The sequence below is a fragment of the Polaromonas sp. P1_F4 genome, assembly GCF_056405675.1.
Map to the genome: position 1 here is coordinate 126,707 of NZ_JBFUBP010000010.1, position 20,846 is coordinate 147,552.

Here is a 20,846-nt window from a genome sequence, read left to right on the forward strand (position 1 = left end):
AAGGGGGCGGCGCCAGCGGTCTGGCAAAGCCAGTCCCGCGGCCCCTGCTGGTGTGGAATCGCGTATGGCGAAGTGCGCGATCGTGGGCTAAACCTCACGTCGCAGCGCGGGGAACAGAATCACATCGCGGATGCTGGGGCTGTCGGTCAGCAGCATCATCAGCCGGTCTATGCCGACCCCGCAGCCGCCGGTCGGCGGCATGCCGTATTCCAGCGCGCGGATGAAGTCGTGGTCATAAAACATGGCTTCGTCGTCACCGCTGTCCTTGGCGGCTACCTGGGCGTTAAAGCGCGCGGCCTGCTCTTCAGCGTCGTTCAGCTCACTGAAACCATTGCCGAATTCGCGGCCGGTGATGTAGAGCTCAAAGCGTTCCGTCACCTCCGGGCGGCTGTCGTTTGCGCGTGCCAGGGGGGAGATTTCGGTCGGGTGCTCCATGATGAAGGTCGGCTGCCAGAGCTTTTCTTCCACCGTTTCCTCAAAATAAAGCACCTGCAGGCTGGCCAGCGAACGGGTCGAGAGGCGGTCTTTTTCCTCGCTCATGCCGAGCTTCTTGAGGGCGTTCATCAGCCAGGCCGCATCGTCCACATGCTTGCCGGCCTCGGTGTGCTTGAGGATGGCTTCACGGATCGTCAGGCGTTCAAAGGGCTTGCTCAGATCAATTGGTCCCCCGAGCCGGCCGGTTCCATAGTTCAGCTCGAGCGACCCGCAAACTTTTTGTGCCACGTCACGGATCAGCGCTTCGGTAAACGTCATCAGGTCCGAGTAATTCCACCAGGCGGCGTAGAACTCCATCATGGTGAACTCGGGGTTGTGGCGGACGCTGATGCCTTCGTTGCGGTAGCTGCGGTTGATCTCAAAAACACGCTCGAAACCGCCGACGATGAGGCGCTTGAGGTAGAGCTCAGGCGCGATGCGCAAAAACATCTCCTGGTCCAGCGCGTTGTGGTGCGTCTTGAACGGCTTGGCATTGGCGCCGCCCGGGATGGGGTGCAGCATGGGGGTTTCGACTTCAAGGAAATCGTTTGCGACCATGAATTCACGGATGCTGCTGACCGCCTTGCTGCGCGCCATGAACCGTTTGCGCGCGTCCGCATCCATGATCAGGTCGACATAACGCTGGCGGTATTTGACTTCCTGGTCGGCCATGCCGTGGAATTTATCGGGCAGGGGGCGCAGGCTTTTGGTGACCAGGCGCAGGCTGGTCGCATGGATCGAAAGTTCACCGGTCCGGGTCCGGAACACCGTGCCGGTCGCCTCGACGATATCGCCCAGGTCCCAGTGCTTGAAGGCGCTGTGGACTTCCTCGCCGACGCCCTCATTGTTGATATAGAGCTGGATGCGGCCGCCGGTAGGGCCGAACGAAGCATCCTGCAGCGTCGCAAAGCTCGCCTTGCCCATCACGCGCTTGAGCATCATGCGGCCTGCGACATGAACCTTGATCGCCAGCGGCTCGAGTTCCTCGTTGGTCTTGTCGCTGTACTTTTCGAAAACCTCTGCCGCCCGGTGCGTCGGCTTGACGTCGTTGGGGAAGGCGACGCCCCGGCCTTCGGCCTGCCGTTGGCGCATGGCCTTGAGCTTTTCGCGGCGTTCGGCGATCAGCTGGTTCTCGTCTTGGACAGGGGGCACGGTGTTGTTATCGGACATGGTCAGAAGGTGTAAAAACGATCGGGGGCGCTGCCAAAGCCGGTTTGCAGCTGTTGCGGACAAAGCGCCAAACCGTTGATTTTAGTTTTTTAAGTGGCTGGTTTCCCCATTCAGGGCCGGCTGCCCCCATTTAAGCCTTGATAATCCCGCCTATGTACCTGCGCGCCGGCGTTTTTTCCCTGGGTTTGCTCATGGCCAGCCGCCTGCTCGGCCTCCTGCGGGAATCGGCCCAGGCCGCTGCTTTTGGCGCCACCGGACTTGGCGACGCGGTGATTGTGATGTTCACCCTGCCGGACTTGCTGGTCGGCATATTGTTCAGCGGCGCCCTGGGTTATGTGTTGTTGCCGGAATGGGCGCGCCAAACGCCTGCGCAACAGGATGCCAGCCAGAAAAAGGTTGCGCGGGTGCTGCTCGGAACCGGTCTTGTTCTGGCTTTGCTGATCTGGTTGCTCCGGGATGCTGTGGTTTGTGCATTGGCGCCGGGCCTTCGCGGCGAGATGGCGGCACTTGGTGCCAGTTCCCTGGGATGGAGCGCAGCCGCCTTGCCGCTGGCCCTTCTTGGGGCTCTGTGGGCCACACGCCTGCAACACGAGCGCGATTTTGCCGGTATGTATGCGGGTAACCTGATCATCAACCTGATGCTGGTGGGCGCATTGTTTCTTGTTCCGTCTGCAGTGCCGGGCTGGCAGATTGTGATGGGACTAGGCTGCGTGCTGTGGCTGGCCATGGCGGGCCGCCTCGGCTGGCTTGCCTGGCGGCTGCCGAAAGCGGCCCGCGATACCGTAGATGCCGATCAGCCTGCCGCTTCCTTTCCCGGCGCTAGCATCTGGCTTTGGGCCGCGCTGTCTTCAGGGTTGCTGCTATTGCTTCCACTGATGGGCCGCAGTATGGCTTCCCAGGCCGGGGAGGGCGTACTGGCAAGCTTTAACTATGCGTGGAAGCTGGTGGAGTTGCCGCTGGTGCTGGCGATACAGCTGGTAGCCGCTCTGGCCTTTCCCGCCATTGCACGTACCAAGTCAGGCACGGGCGCGCGCGAGAGGGCACTGCAGACGGCCTTTTTGCTGGCCTGGACGCTGGCCTGCATGTCGATCGCTGTGGTCACCACGTTCTCGTTCCCGATCGCCGCGGTGCTGTTTGGCTGGGGCCGCATGAATGCTGCGTATTTGCAGGTAATTGCAGATGGGGGCGCTGTTGGTATATGGTCATTGCTGCCGCAGGCCCTGATGGCCGTGCTGCTGACCGTTATGGCTACAGAGCGGCGTATGCATATCGCGGTTTGGGCATATGCTGCCGGTGCTCTGGCGTTGGCCCTTACTGCCTGGGCCGGGTTGGCCAGCGGGATGCGGGTCATGTGGGCCCTTAATACAGTGCTTGGCAGTGTGGCGGTCATGATGATGCTGATCGAGCGCCGCAGCCTTTCTCGGGCCTTGCCATGGGGTGCTATGCTGGCGCCGCTGCTGGTTTGCGTAGGGCTGGTCGCCTTGAAACCCTGGTTACCCATATGGAGCCAGCCAGGGATGTTGCTGGCCTGCTTTTTATATGCGACTGCCGTGATGGCTGCTGCGGTGGCGGCCAGCCCAATTCTGCGGGGATTGGTTCTCTCCAGAGTAGGGCATAAAGCGGCCGGACGTGTTCAATAATTGCGCCAAAGCTGTCCCATGATTGATTTTCTAGCCATTACCAACCAAGCCGACTTCGCGCAACAGTGCGACCAGATGCCGGGCATGCGCATCTTTGTGGACCTAGAACGCAACGGCAAGGCAGAACGCCAGGCAGGGCGAAACACCTTTATCAGTACGCACCGGATGGATGATGTGTCGGTCATCCGGGATGTACTGCAGCGGTCGCCGCTGATGGTTCGCGTCAATCCCTACCAACCATCGGACCCGAACGCCAGTAAAACCGAGGTGGATGAAGTGCTTGCTGCAGGTGCTGACCTGGTGATGCTGCCGATGTTTACCAATGCAAGTGAACTTCAGGCGTTTATTGGTCTGGTGGCTGGGCGTGTGCCTGTTGTGGCATTGCTGGAAACCGCAGGAGCGCTGGCGTCGCTGGATGAATGGATAGCCACGCCAGGGCTCCATGAGGTCTTCGTGGGCCTTAACGACCTGCACCTTTCATTGGGACACCACTTTATGTTCGAACCGCTGTTGCGAGGGCACGTGGAGCGGGTTGCGGTTGCCGCGCACAAACAAAATCTCCGTTTTGGCTTTGGCGGCATTGCGCGTGTCGGGGAGGGACAGTTGCCGGGGCAGGACGTGCTGGCCGAACACCTGCGGCTGGGATCGCGGGCGGTTATCTTGTCTCGCACCTTCAGCGGCGGCGGCGGGGAGCGTTCTTTCCGCCAGGGGGTTGAGGAACTTCGCAAAGCCGAGCAGGCGCTTGCAGACCGGACCGTTGCTCAGGTCGAGGCTGATCGCGCCAGAATTGCGGACTTGATCCGCTTGCTGGCTAAACCTGTTGGACAAGGCGCATGAAGCGGCTGATGGATATTGTCTTTTCGCTGGCCGCGTTGCTTGCCTTAAGCCCGATATTGATTCTGACGGCCATGGCTATCGCAATGGAAGGGGGTTTCCCGGTGATTTTCCGGCAGACTCGTATTGGTCTGGGCGGACGCGAGTTCGAGATGTTCAAATTTCGAAGCATGAGGAAGAATGCCGCGGCCACCGGCCCCTATTTCACCGAGACAAATGATGTCCGGATAACCCGGGTCGGTCGCCTAATCCGCCGTACAAGCATTGACGAACTGCCTCAAATAATCAATGTCCTGCGCGGCGATATGAGCCTGGTAGGCCCGAGGCCCGATGTGCCGGCCCAGCGTGGCCTCTATACCGCTGATGACTGGGCGCGGCGCTGTAGTGTGCGGCCAGGAATCACTGGATTGGCGCAGGTGAATGGCCGTTCGGACAGTACGTTCGAGTTGCGTCTACACTTTGATCTTGAATACGTCGGCCAGGCAACCTGGTGGCGCGACTTGCAGATTATGTGGATGACCGCGCGCCAGCTCGGTGGGAAGCAGTCCAACTGAACGGTCCATCGTTGCGTGCACGGCGCATACTCAGGTGCCAAACCCTATAATCCGGCTATCGCGATTCCCAACAGCGCCTCGACCGCTGCAATTACGTGAACCAAAGACAAGCTGAATCCGTCATGGAGCAAAAGCCGATCGGCTACAACGTTCACACGGGCTCCGACCGGCGGGCGATGCTTGAGGCCATAGGGCTTTTTTCGGTGGAGCAGTTATTTGCGGACGTGCCGAAGCAGGTTCGCCTTCGGCGCGAGCTTGACATCCCTCCCGCGCTCAGTGAATGGGAGCTGATGCGTGATGTCATGGCGATGGCCGGGCTGAACCAGACAGTGCTCACGCATTCGAATTTTCTCGGTAGCGGTGCCTACGAACATTACATCCCAGCCGTTGTCGACGCCATCGTCTCCCGCGGCGAGTTCCTAACGGCCTATACGCCTTATCAACCCGAAATGAGCCAGGGCCTGTTGCAAGCCCTGTTCGAGTTTCAGGTGCTCGTGGGCAGGTTGCTGGGCCAGGAATCCGTCAATTGCTCGGTTTATGACGGCGCGACGGCGCTTGCCGAATCGTGCTGGATGATGTGTTCAGCCAGCGGCAAGCGCCGCATCGTGGTCGCGCAAGCCCTCTGGACCGAATACCGCGAAGTGCTGACAACCTATCTGGAGCCGCGTGGTGTGCGGCTCGACAGCGTAGGGAATGACGCTGGCACTGGCCGGATCGACGCGGCGGCCGTGGCCGCATTGTTGGCGTCCGGCGATACTGCCGGCGTCGTGTTGCAAAGCCCCAATGCCCTTGGCGTTATCGAGGACGTTGCAGCACTTTCCCCGATTTGCAAACAGGGGCGGGCACTGCTTGGCGTATGTGTCAACCCGCTGCTTTGCGGGTGGATCGAAGCGCCTGGCAGACTCGGAGCCGACATCGTCGTCTGCGAAGGCCAACCTCTTGGCTTGCCGCTCAGTGCAGGCGGGCCTTATGTCGGCATCATTGCTTGCAGCAAGCCGCTTGAACGGTATCTGCCGGGTCGGCTTGTCGGCCGGGTGCACGACCTCAACGGCAAACTTGGTTATGCGCTGGTCAAGGAAGACCGCGAGCAGCACGTGGCACGCGACAAGGCTACCAGCCACATCTGCTCCAACCAGGCACTCAATGCGATTCGCGTTGCGATCTACCTAGTTTGTCTGGGTGATGCAAATTTCATGCGAATCGCCGAGACCAATGCGGCCAATGCGGCCCTGTTGCATGAACTGCTGGTTGCGCTTCACGGCGTCAAGCCGCTGCGCAGTGGCGCTTTTTTCAACGAATTTTCGATCGAGTTGCCTGTTGCCGCCACGGTCTTTTGTGCGCGCATGCGCAAGCTCGGACTTTTTGCGGGTGTGCCAGTCGCGGCTGAGTTGGCGGGCCACGAGCGTGGCCTGCTGGTTGCGGTCACTGAAACCAAATCACGCGCCGATATCGAGGCTTATGCCGCGCATGCGCGGGCTTGCCTGCAGGAGTGCTGAGATGGCCGCTACGTCCGCTTCCCAGACCATCACTGAATTGCACCGCTCTGGCGCGGCCAGCGATGTTTTTGCCGGACGCCTGTCCGGGAAGACCCCTGCGCCGCCGGCTTTTGCACGAGCCCGTACCGCCATTGGACTTCCCGAAGTCAGCGAGGTCGACGTCGTCAGGCATTTCACTCGCCTGAGTCAGGAGTCGCACGGCGTTGACAACGGACCGTATCCGCTTGGCTCCTGCACGATGAAATACAACCCGAAGCGCAATGACGAGCTTGCACGCCTCTCGGGCTTTGCCAATGCCCACCCGATGCAGGACACCGACACGCTGGGCGGCGTATGGGAGATGTACGAGCGGTTGCAGGCCATGATTTGCGAGATTACGGGTATGGACGCCTGCTGCCTGGCGCCCGCTGCCGGTGCCCATGGCGAACTCGCAGGCCTGCTGGTGATCCGCGCACATTTTGCACAGCTGAATAACCGTCGTCCAGTGGTGCTGGTACCCGACTCGGCGCATGGCACTAATCCGGCGTCGGCTGCCATGGCGGGTTTTGACTGCCGTATCGTGCCATCCGACGTCAAGGGCCGGGTCGATCTTGCAGTGCTGCGCGGAATGCTGACTCCCGATGTCGCGGCTTTCATGCTGACCAATCCTTCAACCCTGGGTCTGTTTGAGGACCAGATCGTCGAGATTGCTGACGCGGTTCATGCCAATGGCTCGTTGCTCTATTACGATGGTGCCAACCTCAACGCGTTGATGGGTATCGTGCGTCCCGGCGACATGGGTTTTGATGTGGTTCATGTCAATGTGCACAAGACTTTTTCAACGCCGCATGGCGGCGGTGGACCGGGCGCCGGTCCGGTCGCGGTCAAGGGCGCGCTGGCTGCCTATCTGCCGAGCCCGGTCGCAGTTCGAAAGAACGGCGTGGCTCAACGAGACGATGACAGGCCGCTTTCCATCGGTCGCATGAAAAGCTTCCACGGCCATGTTGGTGTGTTGCTGCGTGCTTACGGCTACTTGCGCACTATGGGTGGGGCCGGCTTGCGACAGGCGTCCGAAAACGCGGTGCTGAATGCCAATTACCTGCAGCACCGGCTGGCGCCAATGTTGCCGCCGGTTTACGACCAGTTCTGCAAGCATGAAACCCTGTTGTCGGGCGAGAAGCTCAATACATCGGCACGCCAGTTCGCCAAGCGGCTCATCGATTACGGCATCCATCCGCCAACGCTGGTAGGTGCGGGCTGCGTTTATTTCCCGGGTGACCTCAAGTCCGCGATGTTGATCGAGCCGACCGAAACAGAGACCAAGGCCAGCCTGGACTACCAGGTGGAAATTTTCCAGCGGGTCTTTGATGAGGATGCTACCGACGAAGCGCTTGTCGAAAGTGCACCGCTGAGCCGAAAAATTGCACGAATTGATTTGAAGACTTAAGGATTTGCCATGTGTGGAATAGCTGGCGTGGTCAACGCTGCGGGTACGACCAAAGATGATGTCTGGAAGATGATCGACTGCATCAAGTATCGTGGGGTCGATGAGCAGGGTGTGGAGGACCTTGGGCAGGCGGTGCTGGGTCACGCACGACTTGCGGTGGTGGATCCCGAAAACGGCATGCAGCCCATGTCGAGTACCGACGGCAAGGTCTGGGTTGTTTTCAACGGCGAAATCTTCAATTTCATTGAGTTGCGCGAACAGCTCAAGGCCAAGGGCTACAAGTTCAAGTCGCGCTGCGACACCGAGGTGCTGGTGCATCTGTGGTGCGAAAAGGGCGAAAAAATGCTCGACGACCTGGTCGGCATGTTCGCTTTTTTTATCTGGGATCAACGAACGGAAACCGGCATGCTTGCGCGAGATCGTCAAGGTATCAAGCCGTGCTTTTATGCCTCTTATCAAGGGGGCCTGGCTTTCGCCAGTGAAATAAAGGCCATCCTTGCGTTGCCGAAATTTAAACGCAAAGTCAATGAATCCGCGCTTGGCAATGTCTTTACCTTCAACTATTGCCCTCCGCCGGAGACTTGCTTTGAGGGCATTCGCCATCTGCCGCCCGGCACTTTTATGCGTTACGGTGCGGGCAAGCTCTCCGAGCCGGTGCGCTACTGGAACTGGCCTCTCGATGGCCCTCGTGTTGATGCGTCTCAGGAACAGCTTGAGCAGGCACTCAACGAGGCAATCAAGCTGCAGATGAGGTTTGACGTCGACGGTGGCCTGTTTCTTTCTGGCGGTGTCGACTCGTCGGTGATCGCCAATCGGCTGGTGCCGCAATGGAACCGGCCGCAGCTCGATGCAATCGGCTTGCGCATCGAGGACAAAGGGTTTTCGGAGTACTCCTATGCTGAGCGCGTGGCGTCGGAGCTCGATATCAATCTGAAGCCGCTTGATATCAAGCCAGCCGACATTCCTGAGATTGCACAAACTGTGGTGCGGCACGCGGAACAGCCACACGGTGATTTTTCATTCTTTTTATTCTTCCTTCTCTCACGCGAGGCTCACAAGCAGGGGAAGATCGTGATGTTCACGGGTGACGGGCCTGACGAGGTCATGCTCGGCTTCCGTCACAACGAACAGTTTTTCTCGGAAATGACACGCACCAATTTTCCGATGCGCAGCTACTTCGACCTGATCAGCTACAGCACCGAAAAAGACCGTCATCGGATGATGAGCCCGACTTTTTTCCCGCACACTCAGGGCGCCCTCGACAGATTCATGGAAATCATCGAACCGTTCGGCGACCTTGAGCCGGCAGAGCAGGTTGCAGCCTATGAACTCAACTCGCTGATGCCGGGCAACAATTCGGTCAAGGGTGACCGTATGGGGGCCTGCTGGTCAATTGAGGGTCGCGCGCCTTTTCTCGACCACCGCGTTAGCGAAATGTTTGCACGCCTTCCGGTGACTTCAAAATTCCGTGATGGCATCGGCAAGCATTTTCTGAAGCAGGCCGCAGCGAGCTATTTCGACCACGATTTCGTCTTCCGCCCCAAGACCATGCCGACCCTGCCGATTGGCGAATGGATCAAAGGACCACTTTATACCTGGGCACGCGATGTACTGAATCTGCCTGATGGTGGCCGTTTCGACCGTAATGAGCTGCTGGTAATGCTGGAGGAGCACCGTAGTGGTCTACACAACCACACGAAACAGCTGCGTACTCTGTTGATGACCAAACTCTGGCTGCAGGAGTTTTTTCCCGAAAACGCATAAACAAAAACATAGGCTGGACATGGCGGATTTTGATTACTACCTGGCGCAGTTTGTCGACATTCATGGGCGGCCCAAGGCCAAACTGGTACCCGGCAAGCACAAGGACATGATCTTTGGCGCCGGCGCCGGCTTTGCCGGCTTTGCCATTGCCGGCATGGGCATGGAGCCTCACGGCCAGGAGTTCATGGCGATCGGCGATCGCGGCGATGTGCGGCCGGTACCCTGGTTGCCGGGTACTGCGGTCGTCGCCTGCGATGGTCATGTCCAGGGCAAGCCGCACGCGCTCGATTCGCGCGTGATTGCGAAGAATGCGCTGGCCGAATTCCGTGAGGAGACCGGGCTAACCTTCTTCTCCGGCCTTGAGCCCGAGTTCTTCCTATTGCGCAAGGACGATAGCGGCTCCTATGCCGTTGCCACCGAGTCTGAGTCGCTCGACAAACCCTGCTACGACTTCCGCCACCTTTCCTCGGTTACGCCGTTCCTCATGGAACTTCGTGCTGCGCTCGAGGGCGCAGGCATTGATGTCTACCAGATTGACCATGAGGACGCGAACGGCCAGTTCGAGATGAACTTCACTTACGCCGACGGGCTGCGCACGGCAGACAACCTGACCTATTTCAAGATGGCTGCACAGGCGATCGCGAAGAAGCACGACATGCTCTGCAGCTTCATGCCGAAGCCATTCGCCGAACGCTCCGGCAGTGGTCTGCACATGCACATGTCGGCCGGCAAGGCTTTCGGCGATAACGCGTTCGAGGATCCAGCTGACCCCAGCGGCATGCGGCTCAGCGCGCTCGCTCGCCATTTCCTTGGCGGTCTGATGGCGCACGCGCGCGGCCTGACCGCGATCGCCGCGCCCTGTGTCAACTCGTACAAGCGGCTGGTCTCACGCGGGTCGCGTTCCGGCGCGACTTGGGCGCCGGTCAACATCGCCTGGGGCGACAACAACCGCACCGCTTTCGTACGGGTGCCGGGCGGCCGGCTCGAACTGCGCGTACCGGACGCTTCGGCCAATCCCTACCTGCTGACGGCGGCGATCGTGCACGCCGGCCTCGATGGCATCCGCCGCAAGCTCGACCCGGGCCAAGCCTGCAACGAAAACCTCTACGCGTTGAACCTTGACGAACTCTCCGCGCGCGGCATCGCGCGGCTGCCGGCCTCGCTACCCGACGCGCTTGATGCTCTCGAAGCCGACACCGCCCTGTGCGCCGCTCTCGGCCAGCGGTTCGTCGACGAATTCGCGAGGCTCAAGCGCCTCGAATGCGACGAACTGCTGCTCAATGTATCGCCGGCCGAGTTCCGGCGTTACGTCGATTTTTTCTGAAGATGCCCGACCGGCCGATCTCATGAGCGATGTCGCTGTTTCCGCCACCGGCTGCGACGTGCTTTTCGTGGTCTACGGCAGCGGCCATATCGGCAAGGTGGCTCCAGTCATGAAGCACCTGCAGTCACTGGGCGCCCGTTGCGAATTACTGGCGCTGACCTTGGGCTACCAGCAAGCTCGGCGGCTTGGTGTTGAGCCGCGCGGCTACGCGGATTTCCTGCACCTGGTCGACCGCGAAGCGGTGCTCGCGCGCGGCCGCCAATTGCTCGATGGCAACAGCCACCCCGACGTCGACCCGTTCGAAAGTCAGTGTTATCTGGGGATCAACTACGAGGAGTGGGTGCAGACCCATGGTGAGGCCGAGGCCGCACGCCGATACGCCAGCACGGGCCGCCGCGGTTTTCTGCCGGTGCGCTTCATCGGCAGCGTGATTGACGAACTGCGCCCTGCGGTGGTCGTGAGCACCGGGTCGCCGCGCTCCGAACAGGCCGCGATCGAGGCCGCCGTTCAGCGCGGCGTGCCCAGCCTGACGATGGTCGACTTGTTCGGCCTGCCGCACGACGCCTACTTGCGCAACGAGGTGTTCGCGGACCGCATCACGGTGTTGTCGGATTTTGTGCGGCGCAACTTGCTGGCCGCGGGGATCGCCGATTCGCGCATTGCGGTGACTGGCTGTCCCGCCTACGAAGGCCTGTTCGATCCGGCGCATGCGCTGGCCGGCGAGGTGCTTCGCCGCACTCTTGGCTGGCAGGGCCTCAAGGCGGTCATGTGGGCCGGCAATTTCGAGGAACCCGGCCCCGGTGTGAGCGCGGAGAACCTCGGTACAGGCTTGGCGCTCGACGTCGAACGCCGGCTGCGCACATGGGTCGAGGCGCGTCCCGACGTCGCGTTGTTGATCCGCTATCATCCGAGCCAATACCATCTGTTTCCGGACCTGGGCGCGCATCCCCGGATCTACCGGAGCGTGCCGACAGAGGACGCACTGGCGCCGCAGTTGCACCTGGCCGACACGCTGGTGGTGCAGACCAGCACGGTCGGTTTCGAGGCAGCACTGATCGGCCGGCGCGTGCTGAGCCTGTCCTGGTCGCCGATGGTCATTAACCTTGATTTTGACTATGGTCGGCTCGGTTTGGGAGAATCCGTGGCATGCGCCGCGGATCTGCTGCCGACTCTCGAACGCGAGCCGTTTCGTCCGATCGACCGTTCTGTGTTTCCGCCGCCGGGGCTTGCGACGCCGCGCGTAGCGGCGGAGATCCTGGCACTGGCCAGTGCGCGTGACCGGCAGTTTCCGCTTCCGACTTGATATCCCTATTTTCAGCGAGCGCTCCATGACCCCACCGTTTGCCGATAAACCTTTCCCTCATCTCCAGTACTGCGTACGCTGCTGCGTGCCGCAGACGCAGGAGGGCGTAGTGTTCGACGAGCTTGGCGTCTGCCAGGCCTGCCAGTCGGCGGAGCAGAAGATCCACATCGACTGGGCCGCGCGTGAGCGCGACCTGCGCGCGACCCTGGAGGCCGCGAAGGCCTCGGCCGGCAATAATTACGACTGCATCATCCCGATCAGCGGTGGAAAAGACAGCACCTTTCAGCTGCATGTGCTGACCAAGATCTACGGCATGAAACCGCTGGCCGTGACCTTCAGCCACAACTGGTACAGCGAGACTGGCTGGTACAACCTGCAAAACTCGCTCGAGCAGTTCAACGTTGACCACATCATGTTCACGCCGAACCGAAGCGTCGTGAACCGCATCGCGAAACATTCGCTGGCCGGCATCGGTGATTCCTGCTGGCACTGCCATGCCGGCGTCGGCGCATTCCCGCTCCAGGCGGCGGTTCGCTTCAACATTCCGCTGCTGGTCTGGGGCGAGTCGATCGCCGAGAGCTCGGGCCGTGCCTCCTACAAGAATCCGGTGCGCAAGTTCGACAGGGAGTACTTCACCAAGGTCTCGGCCAAGCTGCGGCCCGACCAGATGGTGCGCGACGACCTCAGCGAACGCGATCTCTACCCGTTCAACGTGCCATCGGCTGAGGAGTGCGAGCGCGTCGGCGTCTACGGCATCCACCTCGGCGACTACATCTTCTGGGACGACGAGCGCCAGACCGAATTCGTGCGCGACGTTTATGGCTGGCGTGAAACCCAGATAGAGGGATCCTATAAGCGCTACAAGAGCGCCGAATGCATCATGCCGGGCGTGCACGACTACACGAACTACCTCAAGCGCGGTTACGGCCGGGCGACCTTCCATTCGAGCGTCGACGTGCGCGCCGGCCTGCTGAGCCGCGACGAGGCCTGGCAGCTGATTCGGGACAACGACGGCGTGCGCCCCGAGGGCCTCGACTATTACCTGAAGATCACCGGTATGACCGAAGGGGAGTTCCATGCCACGATGGAAGGCCACCGTCGGCCCGAAATGAAAAATGTGGTGATCCCTATTTACCCGAAGCCGGCGCCGAACGAAGAAAAACTCGTGCCGCATCCGCAGCAGCTGATAGCGCGCGTGCAGGCCGATACCGGTGCGCCAGCGGCTGACGACGAGGCCGCCGCATGAGCGGCCGCTTGCCCAGCATCGCCGCGATCCTGCAGGGTTACCGCGACGGCAGCCTGACACCGCTCGACGTCGCGCGCCATTACATCGAGGTCTACACCGCGCAGGAGCCGCGCTACCACGCCTGGGAATGCTTCGACCCTGAGTTGTTCCTGACGGCCGCCCGTGCCGCGACCGAGCGCCTGCACGCGGGCGAGGCGCCGCGCGCGCTCGAAGGCATCCCGTTCGCGGTCAAGGACATCTTCAACACGGCCGACTTCCCGACCCAGATGGGTAGCGAACTTTGGCGCGGGTTCACCCCTGGCAATGATGCGCGCGTGCTTTACGACATCAAGCGCCTCGGCGCGATCGTGCCCGGCAAGACCGTGACGGCCGAGTTCGCCGTGCATTCGCTCGGCAAGACCATCAACCCGCACGCGGCTGACCGCACGCCGGGCACCTCCTCGAGCGGCTCGGCAGTCGCGGTCGCCACTGGCATGGCACCGGTCGCTCTCGGCACGCAGACTGCCGGCTCGATCATCCGACCCGCGAGCTTCTGCGGTATCTGGGGCTGCAAGCCCTCGTTCGGGCTGGTACCGCGCACAGGTACCCTCAAAACCACCGATAGCCTAGACAGCATCGGTTTCTTCGTCAACCACGCAGCCGACCTCGAACCGGTATTCGAGGCGCTGCGCGTGCATGGTCGCAACTTTCCAATCAGCGATGCGGCGCTCAGCGACGTGGCGCGTCAGGCGGCGCCCGTCGGCCGGCCCTGGCGGATCGCTGTGGTGCGCCCGCATGTCTGGCGTCACGCGCCAGCCTACGCGACGAAGGCGTTTGACGCTTGGTGCTCGCGCCTGGCCCGCAACCCGCGCTTCGAGCTGTGCGAGGCGGCGCTGCCGCCGTCGATGCTGCGTTCGCATATCGTGCACGAGACGATCTACAACAAGGCGCTGGCCTACTATTTCCAGGAAGAGTTCAAGCGCGCCGAGCTGATTTCGCCTGTGATGAACCGCCTCATCACGGCCGGCCAGCTCGTGACGCCGGCCGAATACCAGGCAGCGCTCGACGAGCAGGTCGCGATGGCGCGCGACATGGACGCCTTCTTCGCCGATGCCGACGTGATCGTCACGCTCAGCACGGCCGGCGTGGCGCCGCCGCGCGATCAGGAAGAGGCGCCCGATTCGGCGCTCATGTGGACCCTGACGCAGCTTGCGGCCGTCAGCGCGCCGGTGTTTTCGTCGCCCGAGGGTCTGCCATTCGGGTTGCAACTGGTGGCGCGCCGGTACAACGACCCCCTGCTGTTCCGCTTTATCGCTGAAGCCGGTACGCATGGGCTGCTGACGCCGACCGCGCCGGTCTAATCTAGAGCGCGACGAGCTCGCGCATGTGGCACAGGCCGGCCTGCGGTAGCCTACAGGGTGGCGCTTCCGGCGGCAGAGTCGACAGAGTCCTGCGCCCGGCGGCCAGCGCAATCACCAGCGCCGTGCTTTCACAGCCAACCACCCATTCAGCGCGGCTGATGGCCTCTGCGAGGTTGGGCGCATCGTCGAGTGCGACGTCCAGGCCATTCTGGCGTGTCAGCCAGGCGTCGTATTTACCGGCTTCGTCGGACGGGTGCGGACGCAGCCGAATCGACCAGTCACGCCGCGCGCCGAGCCGCGCCAGATTTGTGACGAAATAATCGAGCGCCTCGAATTCACCGGGCTGAGCCAGGCCAGGCCAGCTATAACGCAGAGGCTCGAGCACATAGAGGATGCGACCGGCCTGCGTCGGTGCCGGCGCAGCGATCGCCGCGACCTGATCACGCAGATAAAGGTTCTCGACCTGCCGCAGGGGCATGCCGGGGAATGTGCTGGCGGCGATCGCCAGCGCGTCGGCGTCGGCGACCCAGATCTCGTCGGGCAGCACCCGCTCGCCGGCACGTTCGAAACGCGCCGCGTAGTTTACCCAGTGGTCGATCAGCGCGACGCTCTGCAGGCCTAAGGAGCGCGCACGTCGCCGTGCCTCATGTTCGAGATCGCTGGCCCAGCCTGTGCCACTGAGCAGCGAGCCGGCACTGGCGAGCGCGCTGTCGAGCTCGAGCGGCTGCAGCGGCGCCAAGCCGCTGGCGCGCCAGATCGCGGCGGCCGGCCCTTGCATCACAGGCAACCAGACCTTTTGGGTTTCGACTCGCAGCGCCGCGACGATGATGTTGGCGGCGCCCGCGTCGTGACACACCACGGCGACCGGAGCGGGCAGCTCAAGCATCGCCGAAACGCGCGAAATAAAGGATGTCCTGGGCTGCGCCGTCCACGATCTCCTGGCCGCGACGTACGCCGTCGGGCTGCATGCCGGAGCCGTGCATTAGGCGCAGCATCGGCGTGTTGCAGCCCAGCGTGCCGGCCGTGACCTTGCGCAGGCCGCGTGCCTCGAGCAGCCAGGTCATCAGGGTCGACCAGGCGTCAAAGCCGAAACCGCGGCCGCGCGCGGCGGGCGCCCCGATCATGATGCCCATGTCGGCGGTGCCGTGCTGGGACGCGACATAAGCCGTCATGGTGCCCAGCAGGCGCTCGTCGACCCGATCGCACACGCCGAAAAAAAAGTTCGGCGAGTCCTCAAATGAAGCGAGGTAGCGCAGGCTGCTATCCCGGTCGTGTCGCACGAAGCGCTGGTTGCTGTAGCGCATCAGCAGCGGATCGTTGAGCCAGCCAAGGTAGTCGTCGGCGATGTCGTGCGCGCTGAACGGCCGTAGCACGACCTTGTCGCCTTCGATCAACGGCTGTGACATCGGGCTCAGGTCGCCGCGCGCAGCGCGTCGAGGTTACGCCAGACCTTCTCGAACGCGCCGATCACGACTTTGACGTCGTCGCTCGAGTAATCGTTGAGGCAGATGTTGATGCCCATGAAGGTCTCGCTGTGGAGTTTTTCGGCGACAGGGCAGATGCCGTGCGCGTAACTAACCTCGCGCTCGCAGTACGGCGAGTTCCATGGAAAGCCCTTGCTGCCGTAGGCGATGCGGTTCTGGAATAGTGGGTAGAGGTGGACGTTCTGGTAGCCGTTCATGATGCCGGGCAGGCCTTCGGCGCGCAGCGCGGCGACGATCTTCTCGCGCGGGACGTCGAGCAAGGCGGTATCGAGCGTGATGCCGTAGACGTAGTAGACATGGGTGCAGCCGTCGGAAACCTTTGGTGTGGTCAGGCCCGGCAGCGCGGCCAGGCCGGCGTCGAGCTGGACCGCGACGCGCTGCCGGCCCTCGATGTTGGGGCCAAGCTTCTTGAGTTGTTCGGTAGCAATCGCCGCCTCGATCTCGCCGAGCCGGAAGTTGTAGCCGAGCATGTTGGAGAGCTCGTGCGGATCGTTGCTGTCGATCACGGCCTCGGCGTGGTTGCGGATCAGGCGCAGGCGCTCGGCGTAGCGGTCGTCTCCGGTGACCAGGATGCCCCCCTCGCCACAGTGGATGTGTTTATGGTAGTTCAGGCTGAAGCCGCCGATGTCGGCCAGCGTGCCGGTAGCTTGGCCGTAGTAGGTCGCGCCGGGGGACTGTGCAGTGTCGCAGAGCAGTTTGACGTTGTGGCGCGTAGCGATCTCGCGCAGCGCCCGCATGTTGCAGGACTGGCCGAAGATATCGACCGCCATGATCGCGCGCGTGCGCGGCGTGATGAGTTTTTCGACGCTTGCCGGATCGATGTTGAAGGTCTGCGGATCGATGTCGGCGAATACCGGTATGCCGTTCCACTGCAGCACCGCGGTCGCGGTTGCGACCATGGTCCAGGGGCTGGTGATGACCTCGTCGCCGGGCTCCAGGCCGATCGCGCCGACCGCTGCGATCAGGCCCGAGGTCCAGGAGTTGACAGCGATTGCGTGCTTGACGCCGAAATGTTTCGCGGCGGCGTCCTCAAATGCGCGCACACGTGGACCTCCCATGAATGCCGCGCCCGGCGCGCCGATATAGGCCGACAGCACGCCGCTGCGGATCACTGCGGTTGCGGCCGCGAGCTCTTCCTCGCCGATAGTATTGAAGGGCTTGAAATGGGTTTGTACTGCGGGGGTGCCGCCGAGCAGGGCGAGGGTCTGTGTGTTCATGCGGTGGCCTGAAAGGGTCCGGGTGTCCCGGGGGGGGTTGACGGTGATGATTCTAGTGACATGGCGCGCAGGAGTTCACAGAGGCGCTGCGCAATCAGCGCGCTGTCGCCGTCACTGGCGAGCGCGGTGTCCGCGCGCAGCGCTCGATGGATGTTGGTTACTGCGTTCGACATCGTCGCGAGGTAGCCGCCGGGTCGGATTTCGCCTTCGGGCAGCGCGCGGTAGCCAGCAAACTGCGGGCTCGGTTCGGCAAGCCGGTGGCGCCAGCGCATGCCGCCGTCCTCCATCGCGATCACTGCGCGCTCGGTCACGAACTGCAATTCGAACAGCGAATAGTCGGCCGCGTGGCCGGCGTTGAGGCTGACCTCGACGCCGTCGCGTGTGCGCAGCAGCGCTGGCACAGTCGGGTCGGCAGGCCAGTGATCGTAAAGCGGTGCGCCCGCGTGGCGCGCCTCGAGCGGGCCGAGCAGGTCGTGCAGCAGGTCGATCATGTGGCTGCCGTTGTTGAGCACGCCCTTGTTGTAGTGGCCGCTGACCGAACGAAGCGCTCCCCAGTGGCCGCTCGCGAGTTCGCCGCGCAAGCGCACCACCTCGGCATCCCAGCGCCGGTTGTGGTTGACTGCAAGCAGCACCTGTTGCGTGGCGCAGCGTTGCACCAAGTCTTCCGCTTGCGGGAGGCCGGCGCAGACCGGTTTTTCGCAGAATAGCAGCCGCGGGTCCAACGCCAGCGCTGCGATGCCATCATTGTGATGGGTTGCAGTGGGCGAGCAGATGCTGACTACATCAAATCTGGCGCCGGCCGACTTGGCTTCGGCGATGTTCGCATAGCCAAGCGCAACGCCCCAGCGCCGCATGAAGGCAGCGCGTTTCGGTGCGTTGGGTTCCACGCATGCGTCAAGGCTGAAACCACCGTGGGCAAGGTAAGCGCCGGCGTGCGTGCGCGGTGGGGCACCGGTTGCGGTGTCAGCGTCAAAACCACCGGCGATATTGCCGCAACCGATCAGCAACACCCGGAGTTTGTCTGCCTTTTCGTTCATAAGGAGAGCGCGAGCGCGCGAAAAATCTTCAGGTTCGCCGAGAGCTTGCGACCAAAGCGCGGCTCCCCTGTCCGGTCGCGTACCTTGACCGGCACGTTCGCGAGCCGGTAGCCATTGCGCGCCGCGAATAGCGCGAGTTCCGCACCGATCGAGCGGTAGGCGTCGAAATGTCCGAGTGCGCGGTAAACACCGATGCGGTAGGCCTTCATGCCGCAGAGCGGGTCGGCGATGCCGAAGCGCTGTGTGTACCAGGCGAACACATGCTCTGCCACCCGCGGCTTTCGGTCGCGCACGCCGAGCACCACGTCGGCGCCGGATTCGAGGCCGGCGATGAAGTCAAGCAGAAGCTCCGGATTGTGCTGACCGTCGGCGTCTAGTGTGATGACGGCTTCGCATCCGAGCCGGTCGGCTTGGGCAAACCCGCTGCTGAGTGCTGCGTCATAGCCGCGATTGACCGCATGGCTAACGACCAGCGCACCGGCCACACGCGCGGCTTCGGCAGTATCGTCGGTGGAGCCGTCATCGACGACGATGCATTGACCGTAGCAGCGCGCACCGCTCACTACAGCGGCGATGCTCGCCGCCTCGTTGAGCGCCGGGATCACAAGGGCTATTCGAGATCGGTCCACTTCAGGTGGCCTCCGGCGGCAACGTCGTGGCGCAGCTTGCGTCCAAGCAATTCGGACAGGTGGTAGGGTGGGATGGCATCGGCCGGGCAGGGCCGCAATACCTCAAGGTCGGCATCCGTGAGGAGCGCGCCAGCGCCCAGCGCAGCTTTCGCGCGGATCGCACGGCGCTGCAGTACGACTGTCTGGCGCTCGTTGGGTTCGACCACCTTGACGCCGTCACCAAGCGCGTTCTCAAGCTCGCGCGTGCGCTCGACCATCTCACGCCAGCTGCGAGGGTCCATCGAGAACTTGTGGTCGGGACCAATCCTGCCGATGTCGTCGGTGAAATGTTTTTCGATCATGCGCGCACCTAGCGTCACGGCGCCGAGCACCGTCGCGTGGCCGGGTGTGTGGTCACTCAGGCCGAGCACAAGGTCTGGGTACATGGAACGGTAGGCGTTCAGCACGTTGAGCTTGATGTAATGGAAGTTCTCGAGGCTGGCCGTGTAGTTGGTATTACATTGCATCAGGCACATCTGTGGATTGATCGCGAGTCCGGCCGACACCGCGCGGTGCACGTCGTCGAAGGTTGATGCACCAGTGGCCAGGATATAGGGCTTGCCCTTGCGAGCGATGTATTCGACCATCGCGGTCCAGGTGATGTCGCCCGAGCCGATCTTGTAGGCCGGCACGAAGGGGTCGATATGCTCGACCAGCGCCATCGAATAGGGGCTCGTGAAAAAAGCGATGCCAGCCTGGTCGCAGGTTTCCTTGAGCGTCTCAGTCCAGTCGAGGCTCACGCTCGCGTCCTTGTAGACCTCGAACACCGATTTTTTCCAGCTTGCCTGGTGCGACTGGTCCCCGCCCAGACTCCGAAAACCGTGGTCACTGACAATCGTTGCGGCGGTGAAGTGTTGGAACTTGGCGGCATCGGCACCGGCCTCGGCACAAAGATGTATCAGGTCCTTTGCGCGCTTGAGATCGCCGTCGTGATTGGCTGCGATGTCGGCGATAAAGTAGGTTGGGAAGCCCTTGCCAATCGCCTTGCCGTTGATATTGAGGGTGTTTTCAGTGAAGCTCACGGTAATCCTTTGCGGCGAGTTGAATCTCGGATCCGAGGTTAGGTAAGGCTTGGCCAAAGATCTCTTCGAAACGACGGCTGTCCATGCACATTGCTTTGGGCCGCCAAGCTTTTAGAAAGGTCGCATTGGCAGCAAGGCTCCGGCTCATCGCTGCGGTCGGCAGGCCGAGAGCAGTGGCGAACGCGAACGCAAAGTCCGCCTTGCTCATGCCTCCATGCGAGCCCAGATTGAAGACACCGTGCTTACGCTGCGACGCGACAATTGCAATCATCTCGCAAAGGGTGGCCATCGACAAGGGAGAAAAGCGTACGTCGTCGAATACCTGCAGCGGCCGGCCTTCACTCAGCGCATCGAATAGCCAGTCAGTCAAGCTGCGCCGGGTCGGATGCCGGCTCAGGCCAAAAAAATTACTTCGCAGCACGGTTGCATCTGCGCCCAGCGCAGCCAGTTCGCCTGCGTACTTGCTCATCGCATAGTAGTTACCGGGGCAAGCCTGGCTCTCATCGCTCGAAGGATCGCGGTTGTAGACTTGGTCTGTCGAGATATGGATCAGGTGCGCGCCGACTGCTGTGCTAGCGGCTGCGGCATTTTCCGCGCCCAGGACATTGGCCCGCCAGGCTTCCTGTGGATGCGTCTCGCAGCGGTCTACGTCGGTCAATCCGGCTAAGTTAATGACCACTTCCGGAGAAACCCGGCGCATCAGCGCCAAGGTCGCGACCGCGTCGCCCAGATCGGCGGCCATCGCGCCACATCGGCCGTGGCTGCCAACGCTGTGGCCGTGCGCCGTCAGGTGCGGCACGAGACAGGTACCGAGCATGCCACTTGCGCCTAGCACCAATATCTTCAT

At 62.1% G+C, this 20,846-nt stretch carries 18 protein-coding genes; 10 read left to right on the plus strand and 8 right to left on the minus strand.

The window, feature by feature from the left end; genetic code table 11:
* Positions 1-87: 87 nt before the first annotated feature.
* Positions 88-1,644, minus strand: coding sequence for a lysine--tRNA ligase (gene lysS, locus AC1DYQ_RS18875; protein WP_477688067.1), 1,557 nt, complete (start codon positions 1,642-1,644; stop codon positions 88-90).
* Between the two features lie 152 nt (positions 1,645-1,796).
* Between lysS and AC1DYQ_RS18880 the strand changes: the two genes are divergently transcribed.
* The 10 genes from AC1DYQ_RS18880 to AC1DYQ_RS18925 all read left to right on the plus strand — a co-directional run bounded on the left by AC1DYQ_RS18880 (position 1,797) and on the right by AC1DYQ_RS18925 (position 14,571).
* On the plus strand, positions 1,797-3,284 hold the full coding sequence (locus AC1DYQ_RS18880; RefSeq protein WP_477688068.1) for a lipid II flippase MurJ: 1,488 nt from the start codon (positions 1,797-1,799) through the stop codon (positions 3,282-3,284).
* Positions 3,285-3,302: 18 nt separating this feature from the next.
* A complete protein-coding gene (locus tag AC1DYQ_RS18885; protein WP_477688069.1) occupies positions 3,303-4,121 on the plus strand; it encodes an aldolase/citrate lyase family protein in 819 nt (272 codons plus the stop codon).
* Positions 4,118-4,672: a sugar transferase gene (locus AC1DYQ_RS18890; RefSeq protein ID WP_477688070.1), complete on the plus strand. Its 555-nt coding sequence runs from the start codon at positions 4,118-4,120 to the stop codon at positions 4,670-4,672. Before AC1DYQ_RS18885 ends, AC1DYQ_RS18890 begins: the two co-directional genes overlap by 4 nt.
* A 95-nt stretch (positions 4,673-4,767) precedes the next feature.
* Complete coding sequence (gene gcvPA, locus AC1DYQ_RS18895; RefSeq protein ID WP_477688071.1) at positions 4,768-6,168, plus strand: aminomethyl-transferring glycine dehydrogenase subunit GcvPA; 1,401 nt, start codon at positions 4,768-4,770, stop codon at positions 6,166-6,168.
* A 1-nt stretch (position 6,169) separates the two neighbouring features.
* Positions 6,170-7,594 (plus strand): aminomethyl-transferring glycine dehydrogenase subunit GcvPB, encoded by a 1,425-nt coding sequence (gene gcvPB / locus AC1DYQ_RS18900; protein ID WP_477688072.1) that lies wholly within the window; start codon positions 6,170-6,172, stop codon positions 7,592-7,594.
* Between the two features lie 9 nt (positions 7,595-7,603).
* On the plus strand, positions 7,604-9,358 hold the full coding sequence (asnB, locus tag AC1DYQ_RS18905) for an asparagine synthase (glutamine-hydrolyzing) (protein ID WP_477688073.1): 1,755 nt from the start codon (positions 7,604-7,606) through the stop codon (positions 9,356-9,358).
* A gap of 19 nt (positions 9,359-9,377) precedes the next feature.
* Positions 9,378-10,682 (plus strand): type III glutamate--ammonia ligase, encoded by a 1,305-nt coding sequence (glnT, locus tag AC1DYQ_RS18910; RefSeq protein WP_477688074.1) that lies wholly within the window; start codon positions 9,378-9,380, stop codon positions 10,680-10,682.
* 22 nt (positions 10,683-10,704) lie between these two features.
* A complete protein-coding gene (locus AC1DYQ_RS18915; RefSeq protein WP_477688075.1) occupies positions 10,705-11,985 on the plus strand; it encodes a UDP-glycosyltransferase in 1,281 nt (426 codons plus the stop codon).
* A 25-nt stretch (positions 11,986-12,010) separates the two neighbouring features.
* Complete coding sequence (locus AC1DYQ_RS18920; RefSeq protein ID WP_477688076.1) at positions 12,011-13,231, plus strand: N-acetyl sugar amidotransferase; 1,221 nt, start codon at positions 12,011-12,013, stop codon at positions 13,229-13,231.
* The gene (locus tag AC1DYQ_RS18925; protein ID WP_477688077.1) at positions 13,228-14,571 is read left to right on the plus strand and encodes an amidase; all 1,344 of its coding nucleotides are present in this window, start codon (positions 13,228-13,230) and stop codon (positions 14,569-14,571) included. Before AC1DYQ_RS18920 ends, AC1DYQ_RS18925 begins: the two co-directional genes overlap by 4 nt.
* 1 nt (position 14,572) lies before the next feature.
* Here the strand turns inward: AC1DYQ_RS18925 and AC1DYQ_RS18930 are convergent, their stop codons facing one another.
* Genes AC1DYQ_RS18930 through AC1DYQ_RS18960 form a run of 7 tightly spaced genes read right to left on the minus strand, consistent with a single transcriptional unit; the run spans position 14,573 to position 20,846 of the window.
* Complete coding sequence (locus AC1DYQ_RS18930; RefSeq protein ID WP_477342318.1) at positions 14,573-15,457, minus strand: hypothetical protein; 885 nt, start codon at positions 15,455-15,457, stop codon at positions 14,573-14,575.
* Positions 15,450-15,977, minus strand: a complete 528-nt coding sequence (locus tag AC1DYQ_RS18935; RefSeq protein ID WP_477688078.1) for a GNAT family N-acetyltransferase — start codon at positions 15,975-15,977, stop codon at positions 15,450-15,452. The genes AC1DYQ_RS18930 and AC1DYQ_RS18935 overlap by 8 nt, the downstream gene beginning before the upstream one ends.
* Positions 15,978-15,982: 5 nt before the next feature.
* Positions 15,983-17,272, minus strand: a complete 1,290-nt coding sequence (locus AC1DYQ_RS18940) for a DegT/DnrJ/EryC1/StrS family aminotransferase (protein WP_477688079.1) — start codon at positions 17,270-17,272, stop codon at positions 15,983-15,985.
* Positions 17,269-18,309 (minus strand): Gfo/Idh/MocA family protein, encoded by a 1,041-nt coding sequence (locus tag AC1DYQ_RS18945; protein ID WP_477688080.1) that lies wholly within the window; start codon positions 18,307-18,309, stop codon positions 17,269-17,271. The genes AC1DYQ_RS18940 and AC1DYQ_RS18945 overlap by 4 nt, the downstream gene beginning before the upstream one ends.
* Positions 18,306-18,914, minus strand: a complete 609-nt coding sequence (locus AC1DYQ_RS18950; protein ID WP_477688081.1) for a glycosyltransferase family 2 protein — start codon at positions 18,912-18,914, stop codon at positions 18,306-18,308. The genes AC1DYQ_RS18945 and AC1DYQ_RS18950 overlap by 4 nt, the downstream gene beginning before the upstream one ends.
* A 5-nt stretch (positions 18,915-18,919) precedes the next feature.
* A complete protein-coding gene (locus AC1DYQ_RS18955) occupies positions 18,920-19,999 on the minus strand; it encodes an N-acetylneuraminate synthase family protein (protein ID WP_477688082.1) in 1,080 nt (359 codons plus the stop codon).
* Entirely contained in the window at positions 19,986-20,846 is an 861-nt protein-coding gene (locus tag AC1DYQ_RS18960) for a dTDP-4-dehydrorhamnose reductase family protein (RefSeq protein ID WP_477688083.1), read from the minus strand. Before AC1DYQ_RS18960 ends, AC1DYQ_RS18955 begins: the two co-directional genes overlap by 14 nt.

What these genes read in the sequence shown, in the direction of transcription:
- AC1DYQ_RS18885 (WP_477688069.1), top strand. Translation starts at nt 3,303, where the DNA reads ATGATTGATTTTCTAGCCATTACCAACCAAGCCGACTTCGCGCAACAG.
- lysS (WP_477688067.1), bottom strand. Translation starts at nt 1,644, where the DNA reads ATGTCCGATAACAACACCGTGCCCCCTGTCCAAGACGAGAACCAGCTG.
- AC1DYQ_RS18890 (WP_477688070.1), top strand. Translation starts at nt 4,118, where the DNA reads ATGAAGCGGCTGATGGATATTGTCTTTTCGCTGGCCGCGTTGCTTGCC.
- AC1DYQ_RS18940 (WP_477688079.1), bottom strand. Translation starts at nt 17,272, where the DNA reads ATGAACACACAGACCCTCGCCCTGCTCGGCGGCACCCCCGCAGTACAA.
- asnB (WP_477688073.1), top strand. Translation starts at nt 7,604, where the DNA reads ATGTGTGGAATAGCTGGCGTGGTCAACGCTGCGGGTACGACCAAAGAT.
- AC1DYQ_RS18945 (WP_477688080.1), bottom strand. Translation starts at nt 18,309, where the DNA reads ATGAACGAAAAGGCAGACAAACTCCGGGTGTTGCTGATCGGTTGCGGC.
- AC1DYQ_RS18880 (WP_477688068.1), top strand. Translation starts at nt 1,797, where the DNA reads ATGTACCTGCGCGCCGGCGTTTTTTCCCTGGGTTTGCTCATGGCCAGC.
- glnT (WP_477688074.1), top strand. Translation starts at nt 9,378, where the DNA reads ATGGCGGATTTTGATTACTACCTGGCGCAGTTTGTCGACATTCATGGG.
- AC1DYQ_RS18915 (WP_477688075.1), top strand. Translation starts at nt 10,705, where the DNA reads ATGAGCGATGTCGCTGTTTCCGCCACCGGCTGCGACGTGCTTTTCGTG.
- AC1DYQ_RS18925 (WP_477688077.1), top strand. Translation starts at nt 13,228, where the DNA reads ATGAGCGGCCGCTTGCCCAGCATCGCCGCGATCCTGCAGGGTTACCGC.
- AC1DYQ_RS18960 (WP_477688083.1), bottom strand. Translation starts at nt 20,846, where the DNA reads ATGAAGATATTGGTGCTAGGCGCAAGTGGCATGCTCGGTACCTGTCTC.
- gcvPB (WP_477688072.1), top strand. Translation starts at nt 6,170, where the DNA reads ATGGCCGCTACGTCCGCTTCCCAGACCATCACTGAATTGCACCGCTCT.
- AC1DYQ_RS18920 (WP_477688076.1), top strand. Translation starts at nt 12,011, where the DNA reads ATGACCCCACCGTTTGCCGATAAACCTTTCCCTCATCTCCAGTACTGC.
- AC1DYQ_RS18935 (WP_477688078.1), bottom strand. Translation starts at nt 15,977, where the DNA reads ATGTCACAGCCGTTGATCGAAGGCGACAAGGTCGTGCTACGGCCGTTC.
- AC1DYQ_RS18930 (WP_477342318.1), bottom strand. Translation starts at nt 15,457, where the DNA reads ATGCTTGAGCTGCCCGCTCCGGTCGCCGTGGTGTGTCACGACGCGGGC.